Source organism: Mycolicibacterium bacteremicum, assembly GCF_002086115.1.
GTDB lineage: Bacteria > Actinomycetota > Actinomycetes > Mycobacteriales > Mycobacteriaceae > Mycobacterium > Mycobacterium bacteremicum.
The window spans coordinates 57919-82546 of record NZ_MVHJ01000012.1 but is presented as its reverse complement, the minus strand read 5'-3'; the positions used below and the strand labels follow the sequence as shown (position 1 = coordinate 82546).

The 24628-nt window shown below is 69.0% G+C and carries 28 protein-coding genes and 1 pseudogene; 14 read left to right on the top strand and 15 right to left on the bottom strand.

Annotated features, from left to right (window positions below; genetic code table 11):
• Positions 1-13 precede the first annotated feature (13 nt).
• A complete protein-coding gene (locus tag BST17_RS16055; RefSeq protein ID WP_083059740.1) occupies positions 14-694 on the top strand; it encodes an amino acid ABC transporter permease in 681 nt (226 codons plus the stop codon).
• A gap of 28 nt (positions 695-722) precedes the next feature.
• The gene (locus BST17_RS16050) at positions 723-1598 is read left to right on the top strand and encodes an amino acid ABC transporter permease (RefSeq protein WP_083059738.1); all 876 of its coding nucleotides are present in this window, start codon (positions 723-725) and stop codon (positions 1596-1598) included.
• On the opposite strand, the gene BST17_RS16045 is transcribed toward BST17_RS16050, so the two are convergent.
• A complete protein-coding gene (locus tag BST17_RS16045; protein WP_083059736.1) occupies positions 1587-2807 on the bottom strand; it encodes a multidrug effflux MFS transporter in 1221 nt (406 codons plus the stop codon). The two genes, BST17_RS16050 and BST17_RS16045, sit on opposite strands and share 12 nt — an antisense overlap.
• Positions 2808-2874: 67 nt before the next feature.
• On the opposite strand from BST17_RS16045, the gene BST17_RS16040 reads away from it, so the two are divergent.
• Positions 2875-3309 (top strand): MarR family winged helix-turn-helix transcriptional regulator, encoded by a 435-nt coding sequence (locus BST17_RS16040; protein WP_083059734.1) that lies wholly within the window; start codon positions 2875-2877, stop codon positions 3307-3309.
• Here the strand turns inward: BST17_RS16040 and BST17_RS16035 are convergent.
• Positions 3303-3863 carry a TetR/AcrR family transcriptional regulator gene (locus tag BST17_RS16035; RefSeq protein WP_083059732.1) on the bottom strand — a complete coding sequence of 187 codons (561 nt, stop codon included), beginning with the start codon at positions 3861-3863 and terminating at the stop codon, positions 3303-3305. The two genes, BST17_RS16040 and BST17_RS16035, sit on opposite strands and share 7 nt — an antisense overlap.
• A 120-nt stretch (positions 3864-3983) precedes the next feature.
• Between BST17_RS16035 and BST17_RS16030 the strand changes: the two genes are divergently transcribed.
• A complete protein-coding gene (locus BST17_RS16030; protein WP_083059730.1) occupies positions 3984-4742 on the top strand; it encodes a 3-oxoacyl-ACP reductase family protein in 759 nt (252 codons plus the stop codon).
• A 17-nt stretch (positions 4743-4759) separates the two neighbouring features.
• Here the strand turns inward: BST17_RS16030 and recX are convergent, their stop codons facing one another.
• Positions 4760-5287, bottom strand: a complete 528-nt coding sequence (gene recX / locus BST17_RS16025; RefSeq protein WP_083059728.1) for a recombination regulator RecX — start codon at positions 5285-5287, stop codon at positions 4760-4762.
• Entirely contained in the window at positions 5256-6299 is a 1044-nt protein-coding gene (gene recA, locus BST17_RS16020) for a recombinase RecA (RefSeq protein WP_083059726.1), read from the bottom strand. Before recA ends, recX begins: the two co-directional genes overlap by 32 nt.
• Positions 6300-6467: 168 nt before the next feature.
• On the opposite strand from recA, the gene BST17_RS16015 reads away from it, so the two are divergent.
• The gene (locus BST17_RS16015) at positions 6468-7358 is read left to right on the top strand and encodes an alpha/beta hydrolase (RefSeq protein ID WP_083059725.1); all 891 of its coding nucleotides are present in this window, start codon (positions 6468-6470) and stop codon (positions 7356-7358) included.
• Positions 7359-7361: 3 nt separating this feature from the next.
• On the opposite strand, the gene BST17_RS16010 is transcribed toward BST17_RS16015, so the two are convergent.
• Positions 7362-7556: a DUF3046 domain-containing protein gene (locus BST17_RS16010; RefSeq protein WP_083059723.1), complete on the bottom strand. Its 195-nt coding sequence runs from the start codon at positions 7554-7556 to the stop codon at positions 7362-7364.
• Between the two features lie 16 nt (positions 7557-7572).
• Positions 7573-8748 (bottom strand): glycosyltransferase, encoded by a 1176-nt coding sequence (locus BST17_RS16005; protein WP_083059721.1) that lies wholly within the window; start codon positions 8746-8748, stop codon positions 7573-7575.
• A gap of 30 nt (positions 8749-8778) precedes the next feature.
• On the opposite strand from BST17_RS16005, the gene BST17_RS16000 reads away from it, so the two are divergent.
• Together BST17_RS16000 and BST17_RS15995 are read left to right on the top strand one after the other, a co-directional pair.
• Positions 8779-9222 carry a limonene-1,2-epoxide hydrolase family protein gene (locus BST17_RS16000; RefSeq protein WP_083059719.1) on the top strand — a complete coding sequence of 148 codons (444 nt, stop codon included), beginning with the start codon at positions 8779-8781 and terminating at the stop codon, positions 9220-9222.
• A complete protein-coding gene (locus BST17_RS15995) occupies positions 9223-9633 on the top strand; it encodes a DUF5313 domain-containing protein (RefSeq protein ID WP_083059717.1) in 411 nt (136 codons plus the stop codon).
• Positions 9634-9667: 34 nt separating this feature from the next.
• Here BST17_RS15995 and pspM read toward each other — a convergent pair whose 3' ends face one another.
• From pspM to pgsA, 4 genes are all read right to left on the bottom strand, one after another.
• Positions 9668-10510, bottom strand: coding sequence for a phage shock envelope stress response protein PspM (pspM, locus tag BST17_RS15990; protein WP_165762288.1), 843 nt, complete (start codon positions 10508-10510; stop codon positions 9668-9670).
• A 9-nt stretch (positions 10511-10519) separates the two neighbouring features.
• Complete coding sequence (gene pspA / locus BST17_RS15985; protein ID WP_083059715.1) at positions 10520-11338, bottom strand: phage shock protein PspA; 819 nt, start codon at positions 11336-11338, stop codon at positions 10520-10522.
• Between the two features lie 87 nt (positions 11339-11425).
• Positions 11426-11746 carry a transcriptional regulator ClgR gene (gene clgR / locus BST17_RS15980; protein WP_083059713.1) on the bottom strand — a complete coding sequence of 107 codons (321 nt, stop codon included), beginning with the start codon at positions 11744-11746 and terminating at the stop codon, positions 11426-11428.
• A gap of 42 nt (positions 11747-11788) precedes the next feature.
• Positions 11789-12382: a CDP-diacylglycerol--glycerol-3-phosphate 3-phosphatidyltransferase gene (gene pgsA / locus BST17_RS15975; RefSeq protein WP_083059712.1), complete on the bottom strand. Its 594-nt coding sequence runs from the start codon at positions 12380-12382 to the stop codon at positions 11789-11791.
• Between the two features lie 81 nt (positions 12383-12463).
• Here pgsA and BST17_RS15970 point away from each other — a divergent pair, with 81 nt between their 5' ends.
• Positions 12464-12946: an amino-acid N-acetyltransferase gene (locus BST17_RS15970; protein ID WP_083059871.1), complete on the top strand. Its 483-nt coding sequence runs from the start codon at positions 12464-12466 to the stop codon at positions 12944-12946.
• Between the two features lie 54 nt (positions 12947-13000).
• Here the strand turns inward: BST17_RS15970 and BST17_RS15965 are convergent, their stop codons facing one another.
• The gene (locus tag BST17_RS15965; protein WP_207573653.1) at positions 13001-15565 is read right to left on the bottom strand and encodes a DNA translocase FtsK; all 2565 of its coding nucleotides are present in this window, start codon (positions 15563-15565) and stop codon (positions 13001-13003) included.
• A gap of 95 nt (positions 15566-15660) precedes the next feature.
• On the opposite strand from BST17_RS15965, the gene BST17_RS15960 reads away from it, so the two are divergent.
• The 5 genes from BST17_RS15960 to BST17_RS15940 all read left to right on the top strand — a co-directional run bounded on the left by BST17_RS15960 (position 15661) and on the right by BST17_RS15940 (position 19730).
• A complete protein-coding gene (locus BST17_RS15960; RefSeq protein ID WP_083059708.1) occupies positions 15661-16008 on the top strand; it encodes a DUF2834 domain-containing protein in 348 nt (115 codons plus the stop codon).
• A 150-nt stretch (positions 16009-16158) separates the two neighbouring features.
• The gene (locus tag BST17_RS15955; RefSeq protein WP_109750161.1) at positions 16159-18324 is read left to right on the top strand and encodes a SulP family inorganic anion transporter; all 2166 of its coding nucleotides are present in this window, start codon (positions 16159-16161) and stop codon (positions 18322-18324) included.
• Positions 18325-18365: 41 nt separating this feature from the next.
• Positions 18366-18680, top strand: coding sequence for a putative quinol monooxygenase (locus BST17_RS15950; RefSeq protein ID WP_083059705.1), 315 nt, complete (start codon positions 18366-18368; stop codon positions 18678-18680).
• Positions 18681-18689: 9 nt separating this feature from the next.
• Positions 18690-19508: a mycofactocin-coupled SDR family oxidoreductase gene (locus BST17_RS15945; protein WP_083059704.1), complete on the top strand. Its 819-nt coding sequence runs from the start codon at positions 18690-18692 to the stop codon at positions 19506-19508.
• A gap of 84 nt (positions 19509-19592) precedes the next feature.
• Positions 19593-19730 carry a hypothetical protein gene (locus BST17_RS15940; protein ID WP_207573652.1) on the top strand — a complete coding sequence of 46 codons (138 nt, stop codon included), beginning with the start codon at positions 19593-19595 and terminating at the stop codon, positions 19728-19730.
• Here the strand turns inward: BST17_RS15940 and BST17_RS15935 are convergent.
• Positions 19727-21406, bottom strand: a complete 1680-nt coding sequence (locus tag BST17_RS15935; RefSeq protein WP_083059702.1) for a ribonuclease J — start codon at positions 21404-21406, stop codon at positions 19727-19729. The two genes, BST17_RS15940 and BST17_RS15935, sit on opposite strands and share 4 nt — an antisense overlap.
• Positions 21406-22305 carry a 4-hydroxy-tetrahydrodipicolinate synthase gene (gene dapA / locus BST17_RS15930; RefSeq protein ID WP_083059700.1) on the bottom strand — a complete coding sequence of 300 codons (900 nt, stop codon included), beginning with the start codon at positions 22303-22305 and terminating at the stop codon, positions 21406-21408. The genes BST17_RS15935 and dapA overlap by 1 nt, the downstream gene beginning before the upstream one ends.
• A 76-nt stretch (positions 22306-22381) precedes the next feature.
• On the opposite strand from dapA, the gene BST17_RS15925 reads away from it, so the two are divergent.
• Positions 22382-22957, top strand: a complete 576-nt coding sequence (locus BST17_RS15925; protein WP_083059699.1) for a deaminase — start codon at positions 22382-22384, stop codon at positions 22955-22957.
• 4 nt (positions 22958-22961) lie between these two features.
• Here the strand turns inward: BST17_RS15925 and BST17_RS15920 are convergent.
• Both BST17_RS15920 and BST17_RS15915 read right to left on the bottom strand, forming a co-directional pair.
• Positions 22962-23886, bottom strand: a pseudogene (locus BST17_RS15920) (haloalkane dehalogenase).
• A 10-nt stretch (positions 23887-23896) separates the two neighbouring features.
• Positions 23897-24580, bottom strand: coding sequence for an SDR family oxidoreductase (locus BST17_RS15915; protein ID WP_083059697.1), 684 nt, complete (start codon positions 24578-24580; stop codon positions 23897-23899).
• Positions 24581-24628 lie beyond the last annotated feature (48 nt).

The following is a 24628-nucleotide window of genomic DNA, read 5'->3' as shown; positions in this document are numbered from 1 at the left end:
CGGATCCGCGGGCGTGGAGGTTTTCAGCGAGTATCAGGACCGGATCTTCGCCGCGTTCCTGGTCACCATCGAACTCACGGTGTACGCGGCGATAGGCGCGCTGGTGCTGGGTACCGTCCTGGCCGCGATGCGCCTGTCGCCGGTACCGGTGATGCGGGCGGTGGGCACCAGCTACGTCAACGTGGTGCGCAACACCCCGCTGACACTGATCCTGGTGTTCTGTTCGCTGGGGCTGGCCAACACGCTGCACATCACGCTGACCGACCCGAACTCGCCGACCTCGATCATCGACAGCAACTTCCGGCTCGCGGTGCTGGGCCTGACGGTGTACACCGCCGCGTTCGTCTGTGAGGCGATCCGGTCCGGGGTGAACACCGTGCCGATGGGTCAGGCCGAGGCAGCGCGTTCGCTCGGCCTGACCTTCTCGCAGAATCTGCGGATCATCTTGTTGCCGCAGGCTTTTCGAGCGGTCATCATTCCGCTCGGTTCGGTGTTGATCGCGCTGACGAAGAACACCACCATCGCCTCGGCGATCGGGGTGGCCGAGGCGGCGCTGCTGATGAAGGAGATGGTGGAGAACACCTCGGCACTGCTGGTGGTCGGCGGCATCTTCGCGATCGGCTTCGTCATCCTCACACTGCCGATGGGCCTGCTGTTCGGCTGGCTGGGCAAGCGCTGGGCGGTGCTGCGGTGATGAGCGCTTGCGCGAAGAACGGACAAATATGACGAGCGCGGGGTCCTCGGTTCTCTTCGACGCGCCCGGTCCCCGGGCACGCCGGATCAACCTGGCGCTGGCCGTCGCCACGGTCGTGGCGTTCGCCGCGATCGGCGCCTGGGTGGTGTGGAAGTTCGCCGCCGCCGGGCAGTTCGACGCCGCCAAGTGGGAGCCGTTCCTGACCGGCAACCTGTGGACGACCTACGTGCTGCCCGGCATCGAGGGCACGCTGACCGCCGCGGCAGTGTCGATCGTGCTGGCGCTGGTGCTCGGGTGCCTGCTCGGCGTCGGCCGGCTGTCACCGGTGCGCGCGGTGAGTTGGTCGTGCGGCGTGTTCGTCGAATTCTTCCGCGCCGTGCCGGTGCTGATCATGATGCTGTTCTCCTACGCGCTGTTCGCGATGTACGGCGTTTTCGCCTCGGAGTACCTGGCGCTGGCCGGTGTGATCACCGGACTCACGCTGTACAACGCCGCGGTGATCGCCGAGATCGTGCGCACCGGCGTGCACGCGCTGCCCCGCGGGCAGGCCGAGGCTGCCTCGGCGCTGGGCATGAGGTGGTCGCAGACGATGGCCTCGGTGCAGCTGCCCCAGGCCATCACCTCGATGCTGCCGGTGCTGGTGTCGCAGATGGTGGTGGTGCTCAAGGACACCGCCATCGGCTACCAGATCACCTTCGTCGAGATGGTGCGCCAGGCCCAGAGCGTGGGTTCGGCGTACGGCAACTATATTCCCGCGCTGATGGTGATCGCGGTGCTGATGATCGGGCTGAACTTCGCGCTGTCGGCGTTCGCGACCCGGTTGGAGGCCCGGTTGCGGCGCTCGAAGAAGGGCCCGGCACCGTTGGCCGCCAAACCGTTGGCGCAGGACGGTTCAGCGCTCTGACGGACGCGCCAGCGCCAGCCCGGCGCAGGCCACCACCGCGGCGGACACCATCACGATGCCCAGCGGGCCCGCGGTGTGTTCGCCGGCCAGGCTGACCAACGGCGACACCGCGGCGGCGAGCAGGAACTGGGTGGCACCCAGCACCGCGGAGGCGGTCCCGGCCGCTCGCGGTGCAGCCGACAGCGCCAGCGCGGTCGCGTTGCCGAAGACCAGGCCCATCCCGGCGACGGCGGTGAACAGCGGCAGTGCCAGCCAGCCGGCCGGGATACCGGTCAGCGCGATGGTCAGCACCGCCACGCTGGAGAGCAGGATCAGCGCCAGCCCGGCGGCGGCCAGCGGGCGCGGGTCGACCCGGGACGACAACCGCGCGCTCAGTGCGCTCATCAGCAGCAGCCCGAACGCGTTGACCCCGAATACCGCGCCGTACTGGGCCGAGGACAGGCCCATCATCGTCTGGTAGACGAACGGCGACGCCGAGATGTAGGCCATCATCACCGCGAAGGCGAACCCGAAGGCCAGCAGGTTGCCGATGTATACGCGTTGACCCAGATCGCGCAGCGGTGAACCGGCGGTGGCCTTCTCGGCCCGCAACGCGCTGCGGCGCTGGTCGGTGTGGGTTTCGCGGATGACGGCCAGCGCGGCGATCAGCATCACCACGACCAGGGCCAGGATGACGGCCAGCGCGCCGCGCCAGCCCACCGGGCCGACCAGGAAACCGCCGGCCAGCGGTGCGGCGATCGGGGCGACCCCGCCGACGATCATCATCAGGCTGAAGGCGCGGGCGGCGGCCCGGCCGGTCGCCAGGTCGGAGATGATGGCGCGGCCGATCACCATGCCCGCAGCGCCGGTGAGCCCTTGGGCCAACCGGGCGGCGATCAGCACCTCCACGGTCGGGGCGAGGGTGGCGACCAGGCTGGCGATGACGCAGATGACGGCGCCGATCAGCAGCGGCCTGACCCGGCCGAAGCGATCGGAGAGCGGGCCGAAGATCAGCTGACCACCGGCCAGCCCGAGCAGGAATGCGGTCAGGGTGAGCTGCACGTCCGTCGGGGTGGTGTGCAGGTCGGTGACCATCTGCGGGAAGGCGGGCAGGTACAGGTCGGTGGCGAACGGGGCAACCGCCGACAGCAGCGCGAGGGTGACCAGCAGCCCGGCCGTGATGCGCGGTGCGGTGCCGGTCCGCGCCGGGGTGTCGACGGATGTCGTCATACAGCAACTCCACTAATAGTTATCGTTTGATAGTTATATTTCTATAACTATCAGCTAGAGTGGGGGCATGCAAGCCCGACCGCGTCACAGGGAGCAGCTCGCCGATCTGGCCGACCTGGTGCTCGCGGTATCGCGCGCCCTCAAGACGCGCACGATGGCCGACCCGTCGGTCCTGGATCTCTCGGCCACCGAGGTGACGGTGCTGCGCCATATCGATCACCACCCGGACACCAGCCCGAGCGCCGTCGCCGCCGGAACCGGGCTGCAGCGCAGCAACCTCAGCCGCGCCCTGCGCGACCTCGAGGCCAAGGGACTGGTGCACCGCTCGCCCGATCCGGCCGACAGCCGCCAATCATTGCTGCGCTCAACCGAACTGGCCGCCGAGAACCTCGCGCGCATCCGGGATCTGTGGGCCACGATCCTCGCCGGGGCGCTCGGGGAGGATCGGGATGTCGCCGCGGCGGTGCGCTTGCTCGGCGAACTCGAACGCGGGCTCTACTGACCGTCTTCGGGCCAGGCTCGCAGTGACATGTCGGCAATGGCGTGCAGTTCCTCACGGGTGGCACCGCTGCGGGCCTGCACCGCGATGCCCTGACAGATCGCCGAGATCCAGCGCGCCAGCGCCACCGGGTCCGCGCCGGGTAGTTCACCCCCGGCCTGCGCCTCGGTGAACCGATCGGCGAGCACCGCGACGCCAGCGCCGCGCAGATCGGCCAGGTCGGCACCGCCCTGCACCAACAGACAACCGGCCGGCCGACCGGGCGCGGTCGTCGCGTCGGCGGCGCCGTGCACCATCGCATGGGCGACGGCGCGGGCCGTGGGCCGAGCCAGCGCCTCGGCGGCATAGCCGCCGTACCCGCAGACGTAGTGCTCCACCGCGCGCCGGAACAGGTCCTCCTTGGAACCGAAGGTGGCGTACAGACTGCGCCGATTGACACCGGTGGCCTCGGTGAGGTCGCTGATCGACACTCCGTCGAATCCACGCTCCCAGAACAGGCGGGTGGCGGTGTCGAGCACCTGCTGCGGATGGAAGCCCAGCGGTCTGCCGATCGCCATGTTCGCCTCCGGATGTGATGCGGGCCACAGTACGGAATGATCTTGTCGTAGTGGCGCTTGACCTGTACGCAGAATGTAACCGATCGGTTCGAAAGAACTTTCCCCGCTCCGGAGGACGTCATGACCGACAACACCCGCACCGCTCCCCTGGCCGGCCGCCGCGCCCTGGTGACCGGCGCCTCGCGCGGCATCGGTGCCGAGATCGTCCGCCGGCTGGTCGCCGACGGCGCCTCGGTCGCCTTCACCTACAACTCATCACCCGCGCCGGCCGAGGCACTGGTGAACGAACTGACCGCCGACGGCGCCAAGGTGGTGGCCATCCAGGCCGATGCCGCCGACGCGCAGGCCGTGGCCGCATCGGTGGAGTCCGCGGTGTCCGAACTCGGCGGGCTGGACATCCTGGTCAACAACGCGGGAGTGGCATCCGGTGCGCTCATCGAAGACTTCGATCTCGAGGAGTTCGACCGGATCGTGAACATCAACGTCCGCGGCGTGTTCGTGGCCAGCAAGGCCGCCGTACCGCACCTGGGTCAGGGCGGGCGCATCATCAACATCGGCAGCGTGAACGCCGATCGCGTTCCGGTACCGGCGTTTTCGGTGTACGCGCTGTCCAAGGCCGCCGTCGCGGGCTTCACCCGGGGACTGGCCCGCGATCTCGGCCCGCGCGGTATCACCGTGAACAACGTCCAGCCCGGGCCCATTGCCACCGACATGAACCCGGCCGACGGCCCGCTGGCCGAGCAGATGACCCCGCTACTGGCCGTCGGTCACTACGGCCAGACCGGTGACGTCGCCAGTGCGGTGGCGTTCCTGGCTTCCCCCGATTCCGGCTACATCACCGGTATCGCCCTGAATGTCGACGGCGGCTTCCTGATCTGATCGGGCCTGGTGCCGGCCTAAACCGCCCGCCGCTCGCGCTCCTGCGCGAGCTGCGTGCTGACCACGTCGAAGGCCATGCCCTGGCTGTAACCACGGCGGGCCAGCATCGCGACCAGCCGCCGGGTCACCTTCAGCTCGTCGTCGAGGCGTTCGCGGCGCAACTTGTTGGCCACCAGCTGCTCGGCCTGCACCCGCCACTCCCCCGCATCGACGCTGTCGAGCGTCGACGCGATGAGCTCGGCGTCGACCCCCTTGGTCCGCAACTCGGCGGCCAACGCGCGCTTGCCTTTTCCGGAGTTGGTCCGACGGCTTCGGACCCATTCCTCGGCGAACGCGGCATCGTCGAGCAGCCCGACCTCGACCAGTCGATCAAGCACCCGGGCGCTGACATCCTCGGGGTAACCGCGCTTGGTCAGCTGCGCTTCCAGCTCGGCCCGGGTGCGGGCCCGAACGGTGAGCAGGCGAAGGCACACGTCCCGCGCCTGCTCCTCCCGTTTGGGTTCAGCCGGCTTCTCAGAAGTCGACGGGGGCGGGCAGAACGTCATCGTCGGTCAGCACGGCACCGATGCCGAGCTTCTCCTTGATCTTCTTCTCGATCTCGTTGGCCACATCGACGTTCTCCAGCAGGAACTTGCGGGCATTCTCCTTGCCCTGCCCCAGCTGCTCGCCCTCGTAGGTGAACCACGAGCCGGACTTGCGGATGAAGCCGTGCTCGACACCCATGTCGATGAGCGAGCCCTCGCGGCTGATGCCCTGGCCGTACAGGATGTCGAACTCGGCCTGCTTGAACGGCGGGGACACCTTGTTCTTGACGACCTTGACGCGGGTGCGGTTGCCGACGGCGTCGGTACCGTCCTTGAGCGTCTCGATACGGCGCACATCCAGACGCACCGACGCGTAGAACTTCAGAGCCTTACCACCGGTGGTGGTCTCGGGCGAACCGAACATCACGCCGATCTTCTCGCGCAGCTGGTTGATGAAGATCGCGGTGGTGCCGGAGTTGTTCAGCGCGCCGGTCATCTTGCGCAGCGCCTGGCTCATCAGGCGGGCCTGCAGACCGACATGGCTGTCGCCCATCTCACCCTCGATCTCGGCGCGCGGCACGAGGGCGGCCACCGAGTCGATGACCAGGATGTCCAGCGCACCGGAACGCACCAGCATGTCGGCGATCTCGAGGGCCTGCTCACCGGTATCGGGCTGGGACACCAGCAGGGCGTCGGTATCCACACCCAGCTTCTTGGCGTACTCGGGATCGAGCGCGTGCTCGGCGTCGATGAACGCGGCGATACCACCGGCGGCCTGGGCATTGGCCACCGCGTGCAGCGCCACGGTGGTCTTACCCGAGGATTCCGGGCCGTAGATCTCGATGACGCGGCCGCGCGGCAGACCGCCGATGCCCAGTGCGACGTCCAGCGAGATGGACCCGGTGGGGATGACCGAGATCGGCTGGCGCACCTCTTCACCGAGGCGCATCACCGAGCCCTTGCCGTAGTTCTTCTCGATCTGGGCCATTGCCAGTTCGAGTGCTTTTTCGCGATCGGGAGCCTGTGGCGCCATGGGAGTACCTCTCCGTAGTCGTGCGGTTGACCGGGGTTCCGGTCGGTTGGCTGCGAGACTAGAACGCACCACCGACAAGTGACTCCGGCCGAACGCCCACCACATTAGCGAACAGGTGTTCGAAGGCAAGGTGACACGCCGCGCGCCGCACCCCGGTATCGTCGGCAGGTGTCCCAGCGCGAAGATGTCCGGGTTCCGCACGCCGGCGAACACCTCGCGGTGTACCTGTACCGGCCCGGGTCACCCGACGGTGACCGACCCTGTGTGGTCATGGCACACGGCTTCGCCGGCACCCGCGACGACGGGCTGCCCGCCTATGCCGAGGCGTTCTGCGCGGCCGGCTATGTCGTCGCGCTGTTCGACTACCGCGGTTTCGGCGCGTCGACCGGGCAACCCCGCCAGCTCATCGACATCGCCGCCCAGCACGCCGACTACCGCGCCGTGCTGGGGTGGGTCCGCGGGCTCGACGGTGTCGACCCCACCCGGGTCGCGCTGTGGGGATCGTCGTTCAGCGGGGGCCACGTCCTGGCCGTCGCCGCCGATGACCCGTCGATTGCGGCCGTGATCTCCCAGGCACCGTTCACCGACGCGCTGCCGACCCTGGCCGAGGTGCCGCCACCGACCGCCGCACGTATCACCGCACTGGCCCTGCGTGACCAGATCGGGGCCTGGCGCGGCCGGCCGCCGCTGCTGGCGCCCGCGGTCGGCGCACCCGGAACGGTGGCGGCGATGACCGCGCCCGACGCCGAGCCGGGGCTCGCGGCGATCATCGGCCCGGAATCACTGTGGCGCAACGAGTTCGCCGCCCGGCTGATGCTGCGCTTCCCGTTCTATCGACCGGTGCGCGTCGCCCGCCGGCTGCGCATGCCGGTGCTGGTGTGCGTCTGCGACGCAGACACCACCGCGCCGCCGCGCTCGACGGTCACCACCGCCGAACGGGCCCCGCGCGGCGAACTGCGCCGCTATCCCTACGGCCACTTCGACATCTACCTCGACCCGCAGGTGCGCGCCGATCAGATCGACTTCCTGGACCGGGTTTTTGGCCGGCCCGCGCACTGAGGCTCACCACTGATCGCGCGGGACCTCGAAGTCCGCGCACAGCGCCCGCCACACCTCGCGGGGTTCCACGCCGGCCTCGATGGCCTCGGCGGCGGTCCGGCCGCCCAGCGCACTGAGCACATGGTCGACGAGCACCGATGCCCCGTAGGCGGCACCGAACCGCCCGGTGACACGTTCGTTGAACTCGGTGAGACGCACGCCGCCAACCTACCGATTACCGGCGGGCCGTCGCCAACGCGTCATGGCACACCTGTACCGGATCGGCGACGTCGCCGGCCCCGACCCGGGCGCGCTCGGCGGCCGCCCGGTACCCGGGATCGTCCAGCACCCCGGCCACCGCCGCAGTCAGCGACTCCGCGGTGAGCGGCCGGATCAACCGACCCAGCCCTTGACGTACAACGCGATTGGCGATCTCCCACTGATCTCCCCCGCCGGGGACGGTGACCAGCGGCACGCCGTGCAGCAGCGCCTTGGACACGATGCCGTGCCCGCCGCCGCAGACCAGCACATCGGCGGCGGACAGCAGTTCGTCCTGTCGGCCCAGCCCCACCACGGCCCAGTCCGGCACCGCCAGCTCGGCCCCACCCAGCCGCGACACCGCGATCCGGGCCCCGGCGGGCAGGTCGCGGCCGGGTCGCAGCGCCGTCAACGCCAGTTCGGCCAGTCCCGCGGTGCCGGTCACCGCGGTCGAGGGCGCCACCACCACCAGCGGTCCGGCGCCGGGCGGTGGTGTCAGCACCGCATCGGTGGGCTCGAAGTGCAGCGGGCCGACGACCACGGCCTCGGCGGGCCAGTCCGGGCGCGGCACCTCCAGGGCGGGCAGGGTGGCCACCAGGCGCCGCAGCGGACCCGGATCGCGGGCCGGCAACCCGATCCCCACCCGGGCCTGCTGCCGGTGCCGGTGGCCGGCCCGGATCGAGCGCGCGGTCAGCGCCCGCAGCACCGTGTCGCGCAGCCGCCCGCGTACCCCCACCCCCGGGGCCAGGCCGCTGCCCAGCGGGGGCAACCCCTTCGAGGGCAGATACAACGGGTGCGGGTCCAGTTCGACCCAGGGCAGCCCGAGCTGCTCGGCGGCCATCCCACCGCAGGCGGTGATGACATCCGATACCACCAGATCCGGTGCGAGCGAGGCTATTGCGGGCCGGTTGAGGACCGCCATCCGGGCGGCGCGGTGGTGGATCTTGGCCCCGGCGTCGCCGTCGTCGTCGGCTTCGTCGGGGTCCAGTCCGGCCAGCAGCTCGGCCTGCACACCGGCCGATCGTGCGGTCGCCAGCCACTGTGCACCGGTGAACAACGTCGGCTCATCTCCGGCGGCCGCCAGCCGTCGGCACAATGCGATGGCCGGGAAGGCATGTCCGGGATCCGGTCCGGCCACCACAGCTACACGCACAGCCACACCCTGTCACATACCCTGAGGTCCATGACCGACCAGGCATCGACCACCAGCACCGAAGCGCAGAACATCGCCACGGTGGAGAAGTTCCTGTTCGCGCTGCGCGGGCCGGACCTCGACACCGCCGCCGCACTCATCGACGACGACATCGTCTACCAGAACGTCGGATTCCCCACCGTGCGCGGCAGGGGACGCACCATCAAGGTGTTCACCGCCCTGGACCGCCCCGGTTTCGGATTCGATGTGGCCATCCACCGCACCGCTGCCGACGGTGCGGTGGTGCTCAACGAGCGCACCGACGCCCTGATCATCGGGCCGGTACGGCTGCAGTTCTGGGTGTGCGGGGTGTTCGAGGTGCACGACGGGCGCATCACGCTGTGGCGCGACTACTTCGACATGTTCGACATGACCAAGGCGCTGGTCCGCGGCATTGCCGGCGCGGTGATCCCCGCCCTGCGGCCCCGGCTCTAGATGAGCGCCACGAAGCCGAATCTGTTCCAGCTGATCGGCTACTGCCTGGGTCGGCGGCTGCCCGACTCGATGCTGGACTGGGTACGCAACGATCTGGCCGGGCACGGTGCGACCCGCCGGCTGATGCTACGGGTGCTGATCCCGGCGGTGCTGGTGCTCGCACCGTTCTGGCTCATCCCGACCACGCTGTATGTGCATCTGAGCATGACGGTGCCCATCCTGATCCCGTTCATCTACTTCTCGCACGCCCTGAACAAGATCTGGCGGCGGCACATGCTGCGGGTACACGGGCTCGATCCATCCCTGGTGGATGCGCTGGCCCGCGAGCGCGACGCCGCCAAGCACCAGTCCTACATCGACCGGTTCGGGCCACGCCCGGACTCGGCCGAGCTCGGCACGCACGACATCTGAGTTGCTTCGAGTCGCCGTCGCTCCCAGCCTCGGATCAGGCGCCGCGCAGCTGGCCCAGTTCCTCGAACGCCTGCGCCCAGCCCTGCAACCGGTCGGTGGCGTGCACCAGTTCGTCGCGGTAACGCTGCTGGGCCATCGGCGAGTTCGACATCGGACCCGAATTGACCGAGGACACCAACTGCGCTGCGGCGGTGACCATCTCGTCGTACTGGTGGGCGCCGCGCTGCAGCTGCGCGGTGAAGGACGCGATGGTCGGGGCCAGGTGCGCGCGTGAGCGCGGGGATGCCGACGCGGTGCGCTCCATGGCGACCACTTCGTCGGCGGTGGCGGCCATGGTGACCGCGGTCTGGCCGGCGGCCGCCGCGATCTCGCGCAATTCGGCCTCGGGCAGCATCCGGCCCCGCTGCAACACCCCGAGCAGGGAGTACAGGCCGCGCTCGGAGGATGCCAGGTCGGCCATCGGCTTGCGGGCGGCCGAACCCCACGGCGGCATCCGGCGCGCGGTCGGGCCGGCGGGTAACGGTTCGGCCCGCAGCCAGCGGTAACGCAGGAACAACAGGGTCGCGGGGAACGCCGCGCCCGCGGCGATCACGCCGGTGACGATGAGCGCCCAGACCGGGGTGCTCCAGGACGCCAGCACGGCGGTGACCAGGATCCAGAACGCACTGCTGACGGCGAAGAACAGACCCAGCCGCAGCGCCCAACGCCGCTTGCGCAGCAGCTTGGCCCGGGGATCGGACAGGGCGGCGAGCTTGCTCGCGAGCAGACCGGAGAACTCGGCCGCGGTGTCGATACCGCCCTGCAGGCCGCGTTCGGCTATCCCGCGCCAGCCGCGCGGTCGTCGGGCTCGTGAGCTCGTGCCGAAACTACCTGCCATGTCTCATTCCTATTGCGAGAGTGGGTTTTCCGGGGCCGCGGCGGGCGGGTTCGCGGTCGGCGACGCCGGGGTGGCCGGTGCTGCGGCGCCGCCCGAAGGCAGTGCCTCCCCGCGCATCGAGGCGCGGATCTGCTCCAGCCGCGAGTGTCCGGCCATCTGCACGCTGGCCTGCTGGACCTCCATCATGCGGCCCTGCACGGAGTTCTGGGCCAGCTCGGTGGCGCCCATGGCGTTCGCGTAACGACGCTCGATCTTCTCCCGGACCTCGTCCAGGTTGGGCGTGGTGCCCGGGGCCGAGATCTCGCTCATCGAACGCAGCGAGGCGCTGACCTGCTCCTGCATCTTGGCCTGCTCCAGCTGGCTGAGCAGCTTGGTGCGCTCGGCGATCTTCTGCTGCAGCACCATCGCGTTCTGCTCGACGGCCTTCTTGGCCTGCCCGGCGGCCTGCAGTGACTGGTCGTGCAGCGCCTTGAGGTCCTCGACGCTCTGTTCGGCGGTGACCAGCTGGGCGGCAAATGCCTCGGCGGCATTGGTGTACTCGGTGGCCTTGGCGGCGTCGCCGGACGCGGTGGCCTGATCGGCCAGGGTGAGCGCCTGGCGCACGTTGGCCTGCAGCTTCTCGATGTCGGCGAGCTGGCGGTTGAGCCGCATCTCCAGCTGGCGCTGGTTACCGATGACCTGTGCGGCCTGCTGGGTCAGGGCCTGGTGCTGACGCTGGGCGTCCTCGATGGCCTGCTGAATCTGCACCTTCGGGTCGGCATACTCGTCGACCTTGGAGTTGAACAGCGCCATGAGGTATTTCCACGCCTTGACAAACGGATTGGCCATGAGAACGTTTCCGCCTTCGTAGTTCGGGGTGCCGTAGTTCCGGTGTGCGCAACTTGCTGGGTGTCAACCTATCGTTTCAGCACCCGATCAAGCCACCGCCATGGACACGACCTGCGGGATCACGACCTTGGTGCTCGCGTCGATACCCGTGACACCCGGAGCGGCCAGTTCCTCCTGGCGGGCCAGCTCGGTGCCGGCATCGAACAGCACCCGCGACATCGGGATGTCGAGTGCGTCGCAGATGGCGCTGAGCAGTTCGCTGGAGGCCTCCTTGCGGCCACGCTCCACCTCGGACAGATACCCCAGGCTGACCCTGGCCGCATCGGACACCTCCCGCAGGGTCCGCCCCTGCCCGGTCCGTGCGCCACGCAGGACGTCGCCGATCACCTCACGCAGCAGTGTCGTCATACAAGGGTCAACGCCGCCGGGCGCCCGGTGGTTCCCCGCTGCTCAGGTGGCCGGCCGGGCCCGGGAATCGCGGACCGCCGACACCACGTAGTCGAATCCGGTCAACACCGTGAGCAGGACCGCCAGCCACATGATGGCCGTCGCCGTCGTCAACCACAGCCCCGAGATGGGCAGGATGAACAGGCCGATCGCGACCGCCTGCACCAGCGTCTTGACCTTGCCGCCGCGACTGGCCGGGATCACACCGTGCCGCAGCACCGCCAGGCGCAGCACGGTGACCCCGATCTCGCGCACCATGATGACGATGGTGATCCACCACGGCAGGTCGCCGAGCATCGACAGCCCGATCAGCGCCGAGCCGATCAGCAGCTTGTCGGCGATCGGATCGGCCAGCTTGCCGAACTCGGTGACCATCCCGTAGGCCCGCGCCAGGGCGCCGTCGAGATGGTCGGTGATGACGGCCGCCGCGAACACGACGAAAGCGATTGTTCGCCAACCCGTCTCGTGGCCGTCATCGGCAAACAGCGCGGCCAGGAACACCGGAACCAGGACGAAACGGACCCCGGTCAACAGGTTGGCGACATTGGCGACGGACGCACGGGGCACCACTGGATCGGTATCAGGTTGGCCCGGCACCGGAACAGAATATCGGTTGCCTCAGCAGATACTCTCGCTGCTGTGAGCGAGGTGGTCGAACAACTCCCGGATGCCCTGACGGTGCGGCGGGCCCGCACGTCCGATGTGCCGGCCATCAAGGAGCTCGTCGACATCTACGCCGGCAAGATCCTGCTGGAGAAGAACCTGGTCAACCTGTACGAGGCGGTGCAGGAATTCTGGGTCGCCGAGATTGCCGGGGAGATCGTCGGCTGCGGTGCCCTGCACGTGCTGTGGGCCGATCTGGGCGAGGTGCGCACAGTGGCCGTGCATCCGAAGGTGCGTGGCAAGGGCGTCGGGCACCGGGTGGTGTCCCAACTGCTCGCCGTGGCCCGTGAGCTGCACCTGTCGCGCATCTTCGTGCTGACCTTCGAGACCGATTTCTTCGGCAGGCACGGCTTCACCGAGATCGAGGGCACCCCGGTCACCGCCGAGGTCTACGACGAGATGTGCCGCTCGTTCGACACCGGCATGGCCGAGTTCCTCGACCTGTCCTATGTGAAGCCCAACATCCTGGGCAACACCCGGATGCTGCTCACCCTCTAGCGACGTGCGGAGCGTGAGCCGTAATGGTCACGGCGCACGCTCCACAAATCAACGCTAGAAGTCCGGCTCGTCCTCGTCATCGTCGGCGCCGTTGGCGTCGGAGCCACCACGGATCAGCGCCAGCGTGCCCGCCAACTCGTCGGGCTTGACCAGCACCTCGCGCGCCTTCGACCCCTCCGACGGCCCCACGATGTTGCGGGTCTCCATGAGGTCCATCAGACGCCCGGCCTTGGCGAACCCGACCCGCAGCTTGCGCTGCAGCATCGACGTCGAACCGAACTGCGACGAGACGACCAGTTCCACGGCCTGCAGGAAGACGTCCATGTCGTCGCCGATGTCGGGATCGACATCGCCGCGTTCGCCACCGGCCGGCTTGGCCTTGGTGACACCCTCGATGAACTCGGGCTCGGCCTGTGCCTTGGTGGCCTCGACGACGGCGTGGATCTCCTCGTCGCTGATGAACGCGCCCTGCATACGGATGGGCTTGTTGGCCCCCATCGGCAGGAACAGCCCGTCACCCATACCGATCAGCTTCTCGGCGCCCGGCTGGTCCAGGATGACGCGGCTGTCGGTCAGCGAGGAGGTCGCGAACGCCAGCCGGGACGGCACGTTGGTCTTGATCAGACCGGTGACGACGTCGACGGACGGGCGCTGGGTGGCCAGCACCAGGTGGATACCGGCGGCGCGGGCCTTCTGGGTGATGCGCACGATGGCCTCTTCGACATCGCGCGGCGCGGTCATCATCAGGTCGGCGAGCTCGTCGACGATGGCCAGGATGTACGGGTAGGGCTTGTAGACCCGCTCGCTGCCCAGCGGGGTGCTGATCTCGCCGGTACGCACCTTCTCGTTGAACACGTCGATATGACGCACCCGGGAGGCCTGCATGTCCTGGTAGCGCTGTTCCATCTCCTCGACCAGCCAGGCCAGCGCGGCGGCGGCCTTCTTGGGCTGGGTGATGATCGGCGTGATCAGGTGCGGAATGCCTTCATACGGCGTCAGTTCCACCATCTTGGGGTCGATCAGGATCATCCTGACCTCCTCCGGGGTGGCCCGCGCCAGCAGCGAGACCAGCATCGAGTTGACGAAGCTGGACTTACCCGAGCCGGTGGAACCGGCCACCAGCAGGTGCGGCATCTTGGCCAGGTTGGCCGAGATGAAGTCACCCTCGATGTCCTTGCCCAGCCCAATCACCAGCGGATGGTGATCGCGCCGGGTGGACGGGGCGGTCAACACGTCGGACAGTCGCACCATCTCGCGATCGGTGTTGGGCACCTCGATGCCGACGGCCGACTTGCCCGGGATGGGCGCCAGCATGCGCACGCTCTCGGTGGCCACCGCGTAGGCGATGTTGCGGTGCAACGCGGTGATCTTCTCGACCTTCACGCCGGGGCCCAGTTCCACCTCGTAGCGGGTGACCGTCGGGCCGCGGGTGCATCCGGTGACCGCGGCGTCGACCTTGAACTGTTCGAGCACCGAGGTGATGGCGGCTTCCATCTGATCGTTGGCGGCGGTACGCAGCTTGGGCGGGTCACCGGCGATCAGCAGGTCCAGCGACGGCAGGGTGTAGGGACCCTCGACGACCCGGTCCACCACCAGGGTGTCGTCGTCCTTCTTCGGCTTCTTGGCCTCGGGTCGGGGTTTACGGGGTTTGGCCGCAACGGGTTCCGGTGTGGTCGGCGCCTCGACCTCGGCGGGCAGCGGGTAGTTGTCCATCGGCGTCCCGGCGGGCAGTTCGGCGGTCGGCCACTGCTGGGCGTCGGCGCCGGCGTACTCGTCGTCGCGGTCGTAGTACGCGTCGGAGAAGTCCTCGGTGACCGCCTCGGCGTCATCGTCGTAGTAGTCCTCCTCGTCGTACTCGTCGTCGTACCGGTCGTCGAAGCCGCGGGTACTGAACATGTCGCGCAACGTGTCGGGCAGTTCCCGGATGGTGGTGCCGGTCAGCAGCAGCAGGCCGAACAGCACGCCGATCACCAGCAGCGGGGTGGCGATCCACACCGTCAGGCCGTCGGACAACGGGCCACCGATGACGAAGCCGACGAAGCCGGCGGCGTCGCGACGGGCCATCGGGTCCAGCGGGGCGCCGGACCACACATGCCACAGGCCGAGCACGGGCAGCGCGATCATGGTCGACCCGAGGATCAGCCGCGGACGGGCATCGAGGTCGGGCTCGGTGCGCATCAGCACCACGGCGATGACGCCGACGAGCACCGGCACCAACACGACCGCACCGCCGATGACGGTGCGCAGCACGGTGTCGATCCAGCCGCCGACCGGCCGGGCGGCGTCGAACCAGGAGCTGGCGGCGACGACGACGGCAACACCCAACAGCGCCAGCGCGATCCCGTCGCGGCGGTGGCCGGGCTCCAGGTCGCGGGCGCGTCCCACCGACCGCGCGGTGGAGCCGGCACCCTTGGCCACCAGCAGCCAGCCGGCCCGGGTTCCCCGGCCGACGGCCGCGCCCGCGGCGGCAAAACGCGACGGCGAGCGCCGCGCGGCGGGCTTGCGGCGCGGCGCCGCCGGGCGCTTCACCGGCTTGGTTGCTGCCCGTGACTTACCTGCCGAACTGCCCTTTGACGTGCTCGAACGGGCTCGGGACCGGGCGGCGGTCTTGTTGGCCATGGGTGCCAGCCTAGTCGCAGGCACCTCTCTTTCACCATCAGCCACACCAGTCACAAATTGGTCTCGAACCGACGGTTCCGCCCTAACCTGCTGGAATGACAACGTCCAGCCGGGTGCGCTGCGCACTTTATGCCGTGATCGCCGCATCGGCGCTGGTCGCGACGTGGAGCCAGAACATCGCCTACCTCGACTCCCCCGCGACCTTGCTGTCCGACTTCACCGCCGACCTGATGGCCACCGCAGCCGCCCGGTCGTTCACCGCGGACCTGCTCCTGCTCTCGCTCGCCGTGGTCATCCTGATGCTCGTCGAGGCGCGCCGCCAGGGCGTCCGATTCGTCTGGGCGTACATCGTGGCGGGCCTGCTGGTCGCGATCAGCGTGTCGTTTCCGGTCTTTTTGATCGCCCGCGAGGTCGCCATGGCCCGCCGCGTGACGACATCCTGACGCAACGAAATCCGTGGTCAGGACAACCGCACCCGACCTGCGATGACCTAAACGTGGGCATCGTCACCCAGCCGTGAAACGACGGATTCCGAAGGCGGCGCTACAGTCGGGGAGGTGACGCGGACGAAATCGCAGGACAATGTTAACCCCTTGTTACACAAGATCTTTCGCTACGACGTACCAGCCTCGCTGGTGGTCTTCCTGGTCGCCCTGCCGTTGTCGATCGGTATCGCGGTCGCATCGGGCGCACCGGTCGTGGCCGGCCTCATCGCCGCGATCGTCGGCGGCATCGTCTGCGCGCTCGTCGGCGGATCCCCGCTACAGGTGAGCGGGCCCGCCGCCGGCCTGACCGTGGTGGTCGCCGAGCTGGTGGCCCAGTTCGGCTGGAAGGCCACCTGCGCCATCACCGCCGCGGCGGGCGTGGTGCAGATCCTGCTGGGGCTGAGCCGGATCGCCCGTGCGGCACTGGCGATCGCGCCGATCGTGGTGCACGCGATGCTCGCCGGTATCGGCATCACCATTGCGCTGCAGCAGGTGCACGTGCTGTTGGGCGGCGGCCCGCGCAGCAACGCCTGGGAGAACCTCACCTCGCTGCCGGGCCAGTTGGCCGACCCGGGTTGGACCGAGATCCTGATCGGCGGCCTGGTCATCGCCGTCATGCTGAGCTGGCGGTATGCCCCGGCGGCGGCACGGGCGGTGCCGGGCGCACTGGTCGCGGTCGTGCTGGCCACCGCGGTGAGCTACCTGCCCGGCCTGGGCACCGACCGGATCGCCCTCGACGAATCCGTCATCGACGCGATCGGGCTGCCGGAGATGCCGCAGGGCACCTGGGGTGCCATCGCACTGGCGGTGCTGACCGTGGCACTGATCGCCAGCGTCGAGAGCCTGCTGTCGGCCACCGCCGTGGACAAGATGCACGACGGAGCGCGCACCGACTTCAACCGCGAACTCGTCGGCCAGGGCACCGCCAACGTGTCCTCCGGTCTGCTCGGTGGCCTGCCCGTCACCGGCGTCATCGTGCGCAGCACCGCCAACGTCAGCGCCGGTGCCAAGACCCGGGCCTCGGCCGCGCTGCACGGCGTATGGCTGCTGCTGTTCTCGGTGCTGCTGGTCAACGTGGTCGAGATGATCCCGATGGCCGCCCTGGCCGGCCTGCTGATCGTCATCGGTATCCAGCTGGTGAAGCTGGCGCACATCGATCTGGCCCGCCGTACCGGCGAACTGCTCATCTACGGCGTCACGCTGGCCTGTGTGGTGTTCCTCAACCTGCTCGAAGGGGTGCTCATCGGTCTGGTCCTGGCCATCGCCATCGCCGCCTGGCGGATCGTGCGGGTCTCGATCGTCACCGAGGACCTGACCGGACGCATCGGTGCGGACGGCCCGCCCCGGTGGCACGTCGCCATCACCGGATCGTGCAGCTTCCTGGCGCTGCCGCGGCTGACGGCCGCGCTGGCCGAGATCCCGGACGGCGCCGAGGTGTCGATCGACCTGAACGTCGACTACCTCGACCATGCCGCCCTGGACACGCTGCAGGAGTGGATCAAACAACGGCGCGGCCGCGGCGGCGAGGTCACCGTCACCGAGACCGGTACCGCGCGGATGGAGTTCGCGCACAGCCGGGTTCCACGCCGCGACACCGAGGGCCGCCGGGTGATCAGTGCGCTGCGGATGATCTGGCCGCCGCACTTCGCCGGAGGTGTCGACCGCTTCAGCAACGGCCTGGCCCCGCTGATCCGTGCCCGGATGGAATCGGCCGGCGCCCACCATGATCCGCACACCATGCTGATCTCCTGTGCCGACGCCCGGATCCTGCCCAACCTGATCACCGATTCCGCGCCCGGTGAGCTGCTCAACGTGCGCAACGTCGGCAACCTGGTGGGCGCCGACCTGTCGGTCGAGTCCGCCCTCAGCTACGCGGTGGACCGATTGTCGGTGCGCACCATCGCCATCTGCGGGCACTCCGGCTGCGATGCCATGCACGACCTGATGCACGAGGACGCCGACGGTGCGGTCCGGCAGTGGCTGGGCCACGGCGCCGAGGCGCTCGCCGCCTTCCGCGCCTACCACCCGGTGGCCGCGGCTGCCGCCGACGCCGGCTTCACCGGTGCCGACCAGCTCAGCGTGGTCAACGTCGCCATCCAGGTGCAGGCTGCGCAACGGCACCCGCAGGTCGCCGAGCACTTGGCGGCCGGGACGGTGACCGTGGTCGGGCTGTTCCTCGACCTGGCCACCGCGCGGCTGTATCTGGTGGGCGCGGACTCCATCACCGAGATCGACCAGGATGCTGCCCCGGTGACCCCGGCCACACCCAAGTAAGGTGACCCGGCAAGTCAACGAACCCCAGCCGAGGAGCCGCCATGCCCGTCGTCGTCGTCGCCACCATGACCGCCAAGCCCGAATCCGTGGACCTCGTCCGGGCGGCCTGTACCGACGCGATCGCCGAGGTGCACGGCGAACCGGGCTGCGAGCTCTACTCGCTGCACGAGGCCGACGGGACCTTCGTGTTCATCGAGCAGTGGGCCGATGCGGACGCCCTGAAAGTGCACAGCACGGCCCCGGCGATCGGGAAGCTGTTCGGTGCGGTCGGCGAACATCTCGACGGGGCACCCGATATCAAGATGCTCGCACCGGTGGTGGCCGGTGATCCGGCCAAGGGACAGCTGCGCGGCTAGGCACCGCTCGTGGGATCACTCTCCGGCAAGGTCGCCTTCATCACGGGTGCGGCGCGCGGTCAGGGCCGTGCGCACGCGGTCAAGCTCGCCGCCGAGGGCGCCGACATCATCGCCGTCGACCTGTGCGACCAGATCGCCTCGGTGCCCTATCCGCTGGCCACCCCGGACGACCTGGCCGCCACCGTCGAACTCGTCGAGAAGACCGGCGCGCGCATCCATGCCGCGCACGCCGATGTGCGGGACCGTGATGCGGTGAAATCGGCCCTGCGCGCCGGCACCGCGGCGCTCGGTGACCGACTCGACATCGTCATCGCCAACGCCGGTATCGCGCCGATGGCCGGCGCGGACGCCTGGCAGGACGTCATCGACGTCAACTTGACCGGGGTGTACAACACCGTCGACGTCGCGATGAAACCGATGGTGAAGTTCGGCAACGGTGGCTCCATCGTGCTGACCTCCTCGGTGGCCGGGCTGGTGGGCCTGGGCTCACCGATCGCCGGTTCGGTGGGCTACGCCGCGGCCAAGCACGGCATCGTCGGTTTGATGCGCGTCTACGCCAATGTGCTGGCGCAGTTCAACATCCGCGTCAACTCCATCCACCCGGCCGGTGTCGACACCCCGATGATCGACAACGAGTTCACCCGCAGCTGGCTAGCCGGCATGGCCCAGCAGGACCAGCGCGGCCCGGATATGTCCAATGCGCTGCCGGTACAGACGCTCGATGTCGACGACATCGCCAACGCGGTGCTCTGGCTGGTCTCCGACGCCGCCCGCTATGTCACCGGGGTGACGTTGCCACTGGACGCCGGATACGTGAACAAGCGCTAGTGGGGTCGAATCCGGCCGCCCGGACGCTTTGTCACCCGCGGCGAGCTCTGAAAATCGGGCTTTGAGCCCGAGACCCTGGAGGAGGTGCTGCGCGGTCACGGCTGGCGCGTGATCGAGCAGGCCGGCCCGAGCTACTACCGGGACAGCTACATCCGGCCGACGGGGCGAACGCTGCGCGCATCACCGATCGAATGGACCGCGTTGGCGGTGCGCGCCGACTAGATCTCGATGACGGTGGGCACGATCATCGGCTGCCTGCGGTAGGTCTCCCCCACCCATTTGCCGACGGTGCGTCGCACGGCCTGCGCGATGCGCGCCGGATCGGTGACCTGATCACCGGCGAGGCGCTCCAATTCCTGGGCCACCTTCTCGGCCACCGGATCGAGCGCCTTGGGGTCCTCGGAGAATCCCCGCGAGTGCAGGTGCGCCGGTCCGGCGGCGCGGCCGGTGCCGCGCTGCACCACGACGGTCACCGCGACGAAACCCGAAGACAGCGTGAGCCGCTCACCGAGCGTGGTCTCCCCCACGTCACCGGTGACCAGTCCGTCGACGAAGCGCTTACCCACCGAGACCGCACCCGCGATGGAGGCGACACCGTTGACGAGGTCGACGCTGACGCCGTTCTCGGCCAGCAGCACATTCTCCGCGGGCACCCCGGTGCGCACCGCCAGCGCGGCGTTGGCGCGCAGATGTCGCCAGGTGCCGTGCACCGGCATCACATTGCGCGGACGCACCCCGTTGTAGAGGAACAGCAGTTCGCCGGCGTACGCGTGACCCGAGACATGCACCCGCGCCTGGGCGTTGGTGACCACCCGGGCCCCGACCTTGGCCAGTGCGTCGATGACGCCGAACACCGCCTCCTCGTTGCCCGGGATGAGCGAGGAGGACAGGATGACCAGGTCGCCGGCGGTCAGGGTGATGCTGCGGTGCTCACCGCGCGACATCCGCGACAGCGCGGCCATCGGCTCGCCCTGGGTGCCGGTGGTGATCAGCACGACCCGCTCGGGCGGCATCATCTCGGCCGCCGCGATGTCGAGGATGTCCTCATCGGCGACCCGCAGGAAGCCGAGTTCGCGGGCGATTCCCATGTTGCGCACCATGGACCGACCGACGAAGGACACCCGCCGGCCCAACGCGACTGCGGCATCGATGATCTGCTGCACCCTGTCGACGTTGGAGGCGAAGCAGGCCACGATCACCCGCCCCTCGGCGCCACGGATCAGCCGGTGCAGGGTCGGGCCGACCTCGCTCTCGGACGGACTGACACCGGGGTGCTCGGCATTGGTCGAGTCACACAGGAACAGATCCACGCCGGCATCCCCGAGCCGCGACATGCCGGGCAGGTCGGTGGGCCGCCCATCCGGCGGGAGCTGGTCGAGCTTGATGTCACCGGTGTGCAGGATCGTGCCGGCCCCGGTGTGCACGGCGATGGCCAGGGCATCCGGGATCGAGTGGTTGACCGCGAAGTATTGGCATTCGAACACCCCGTGGGTGCTGCGCCGGCCCTCGGCGACCTCGATGATCTTGGGTTTGATGCGGTGCTCGCGGCACTTCTCGACCACCAGCGCCAGCGTGAACTTCGACCCGACGACCGGGATGTCACCGCGCAGTTTGAGCAGATGCGGAATGGCCCCGATGTGGTCCTCGTGGGCATGGGTGAGCACCAGCGCCTCGACATCGTCGAGCCGGTTCTCCACGTGACGCAGGTCCGGCAGGATCAGGTCGACCCCCGGCTCGTCATGGCCGGGGAACAGCACCCCGCAGTCGATGATGAGCAGCCGGCCGAGATGCTCGAAAACGGTCATGTTGCGCCCGATTTCACCGATGCCACCGAGCGCGGTGACACGCAGTCCACCCGGGGCCAGCGGTCCCGGCGGCGAGAGCTCGACGTCGGTCATCACAGGACGCCGGCGGTCCGCATGTCCGCGGCGAGCTCGTCGATCTCCGACGGTGTGGCGGGCAACTGTGGAAGTCGGGGCGCGCCGGCGTCGATACCGATCAGCCGCAGGCCCTCCTTGGACATCGTGACCCCGCCGAGCCGGCACTGCGCGTAGTACAGCGCACCCAGGGTGGTGTTGATCTTGCGGGCGGTGGCGACATCACCGGAGTTGAAGGCCGACAGCATCTCTCGCAGCTGCGGGGCGGCAAGGTGGCCCCAGACACTGATGAAGCCGGTGGCTCCCATCGCCAGCCACGGCAGATTCAGCGCGTCGTCCCCGGAGTAATAGGCGGTACCGGTCTCGGCCATGAGCTGGCCGGCGCCGTGCAGGTCGCCCTTGGCGTCCTTGACCGCCACGATGTTGGGGTGCGCCGACAGCTCGCGCAGCGTGTCCCAATCGATCGGGATGATCGAGCGCGGCGGGATGTCGTAGAGCACCACCGGCAGTTCGGTGGCATCGGCAACCGTCGTGAAATGGGCGATCAGCCCCCGCTGCGACGGACGCGAGTAATACGGGGTGACGACCAGCAGACCGTGCGCGCCGGCCGCCGCACTGGCCTTGGCCAGGTGCACGCTGTGCGCGGTGTCGTAGCTGCCGGCGCCGGCGATGATGCGGGCGCGGTCGCCGACCGCCTCCAGGACGGCCTCGAGCAGCGCGATCTTCTCGTCATCGGTGGTCGTCGGGGATTCGCCGGTGGTGCCCGAGACCACCAGTCCGTCGCACCCGGTGTCGACCAGATGGGTCGCCACCTTCTTGGCCGCGGCCAGATCAACCGAGCCGTCCGGGCCGAACGGCGTCACCATGGCAGTCAGCACGGTGCCCAGACGTGCGCTGACATCAATTCCACTGGTGGTCACGCGCGTCAGATTACCCGCTCGCCCGAGCGGATTTTGCAGCGCGGGCGGGTAGGCCCGTTTCGGTTTATGGTTCGACATGACTTCAGCGCCAGCGCTCACCCGCCGCCTGCTCGACGTGATCGAGTTCGATGTGTTGCCCCTCACCACGGCCGGCGTGGCCACCGGGAACAAGGTCTTCGGCGCGGCGATCCTGCGCAAGTCGGACCTGTCGCTGGTGATCGCCGGAACCAACGCCGAGACCGTCAACCCGCTCTGGCACGGCGAGGTGCACACCCTGGCGCAGTTCTACGAACTGACCGATCGCCCCGCCACCGGCGATCTGGTCTTCCTGTCCACCCACGAGCCCTGCACGATGTGCATGTCGGCCATCACGTGGGCTGGCTTCGACAATTTCTACTACTTCTTCAGCCACGAGGACTCCCGCGACAGCTTCGCCATCCCGCATGATCTGCGCATCCTGTCCGAGGTGTTCGGGCTGGAACCCGGCGGCTACCGGCGCCGCAATGCCTTCTGGACGGCGCACGCTATCGGCGAGATGGTGGGCGGGGATGACGTGCTGCGGGCCCGGCAACGGCGCATCACGGCGCGCTACGCGGAATTGTCGCAGGCCTACCAGGAGTCCAAGGGCACCAACGACATTCCGTTGAGCTGAGTCCTCACGCCGTGGACGGGCGCGGGTTGGCGGCGATGAAGGCCACCACCGCCTCGGCCAACTCGCGACCCTTCTCCTCCTGCAGGAAGTGACCCGCCGAGCCGATCGTGACGTGCCGTTGACCGGCCGCGCCCGGGACCTGGGCGCGCAGCACGGGTTCGGCCGCACCGGTGATGGGATCGGAGTCGGAGAACGCGGACAGGAACGGTTTGTCGAAGCGGCCCAACGCCGCCCAGGCGGCGCGGGGTGGCGGGCGCGGCCGGATCATCCGGCGAGACCGGCACCAGCATGGGGAACTGGCGGGCGCCGGCCTTGTACCGCTCATCCGGGAAGGGGGCGTCATAGGCGGCGATCACCTCGGCCGGCAGGTCCGCCACGGTCGCACCGTTGACGATCTGGCCGGCCGGGAACACCGGCACCTCCTGGCTGAACTTCTGCCAGGCCAGGAACGCCTTGCCGGGATGGTGGTCACCGGTGGGCAACATGGTGTTGGCCGCGACCACCCGGGCGAACCGCTCCGGATGTTCACCCACCAGGCGCAGTCCGATCAGGCCACCCCAGTCCTGCCCGACCAGCGTGATGCCGTCCAGGCCGAGCTGTTCGACCGCCGACCACGTCCAGTCCACATGGCGTTGGTAGGTGTAGTCGGTGCGCTGCACCGGTTTGTCGCTGCGGCCGAAACCCACCAGATCGATCGCCACCGCACGCAGTCCGGCGTCGACGAGCACCGGGATCATCCAGCGGTACAGGTAACTCCAGGACGGTTCCCCGTGCAGCAGCAGCACGACCTCACCGTCGGTCGGTCCCTCGTCGAGATGGTGCATGCGCAGCGGCGTTCCGTCACCGGCGTCGACCGAAAGATAATTCGGCGCGAACGGGTAGTCGGGTAAGCCCTGGAATCGGTCGTCGGGGGTTCGCAGCACGTCCATGCCGCGAACGTTACGCCGAGCAGAGGTACTGCGACCCGCCACCGACGTAGACGATGCCGGGGTGGTGCTGCGACTGCGCGGCGCCCGCGACGGCGGCGGCGAACTCGTCGGCCGACGGCGGCGGGACGATCTGCGCCATGTCGATCATGTCACCGGAGACGACGGTGAAATGGATTCCGCGGCGGTGGAATTCGTAGCGCATGCCGTACATGGCGGTCTCGCCCGCGCGCATGCTCGCCGCGATCGGGGCGTAGCCCTTGGGCACCGCCTTGTGCGGGTAGAAGTGCGCCTGGTGGCTGGTCACGTACACGACGCGCCCGCCCGTCGGCATCAGCGGCAGTGCCAGTTCGACCAGCCGGCGCTGGGCGTCGCGGTTGACGCGCATCGCCGCACGGGCATCGATGCCCTGGTCGAGTGCCCCCGAGGCGTTGAGGACCAGGGTGTCGAGCCTGCCGAAGCGCTGCCGTATACCGGCGATCATCGCCGCGGCCGCGGCCGCGTCGGCGATGTCGGCGGCCACCGCCGAGGCGTGTCCACCGGCGGCGCGGACGGCGTCGGCAACGGCGTGCGCCCGGGCGGCCTTCTCGCGGTAGTTGACGATGACATGGGTGCCCGGACGCGCCATCTGCTGGGCCACCTGCGCGCCGATCCCGCCGGAGGCGCCGGTCACCAGGGCGATGTGGGTTTCGTGCATGTCGGATCCTTTCGCCGATCGCGGGGCCGCGGCGGCCAGGACACCGCG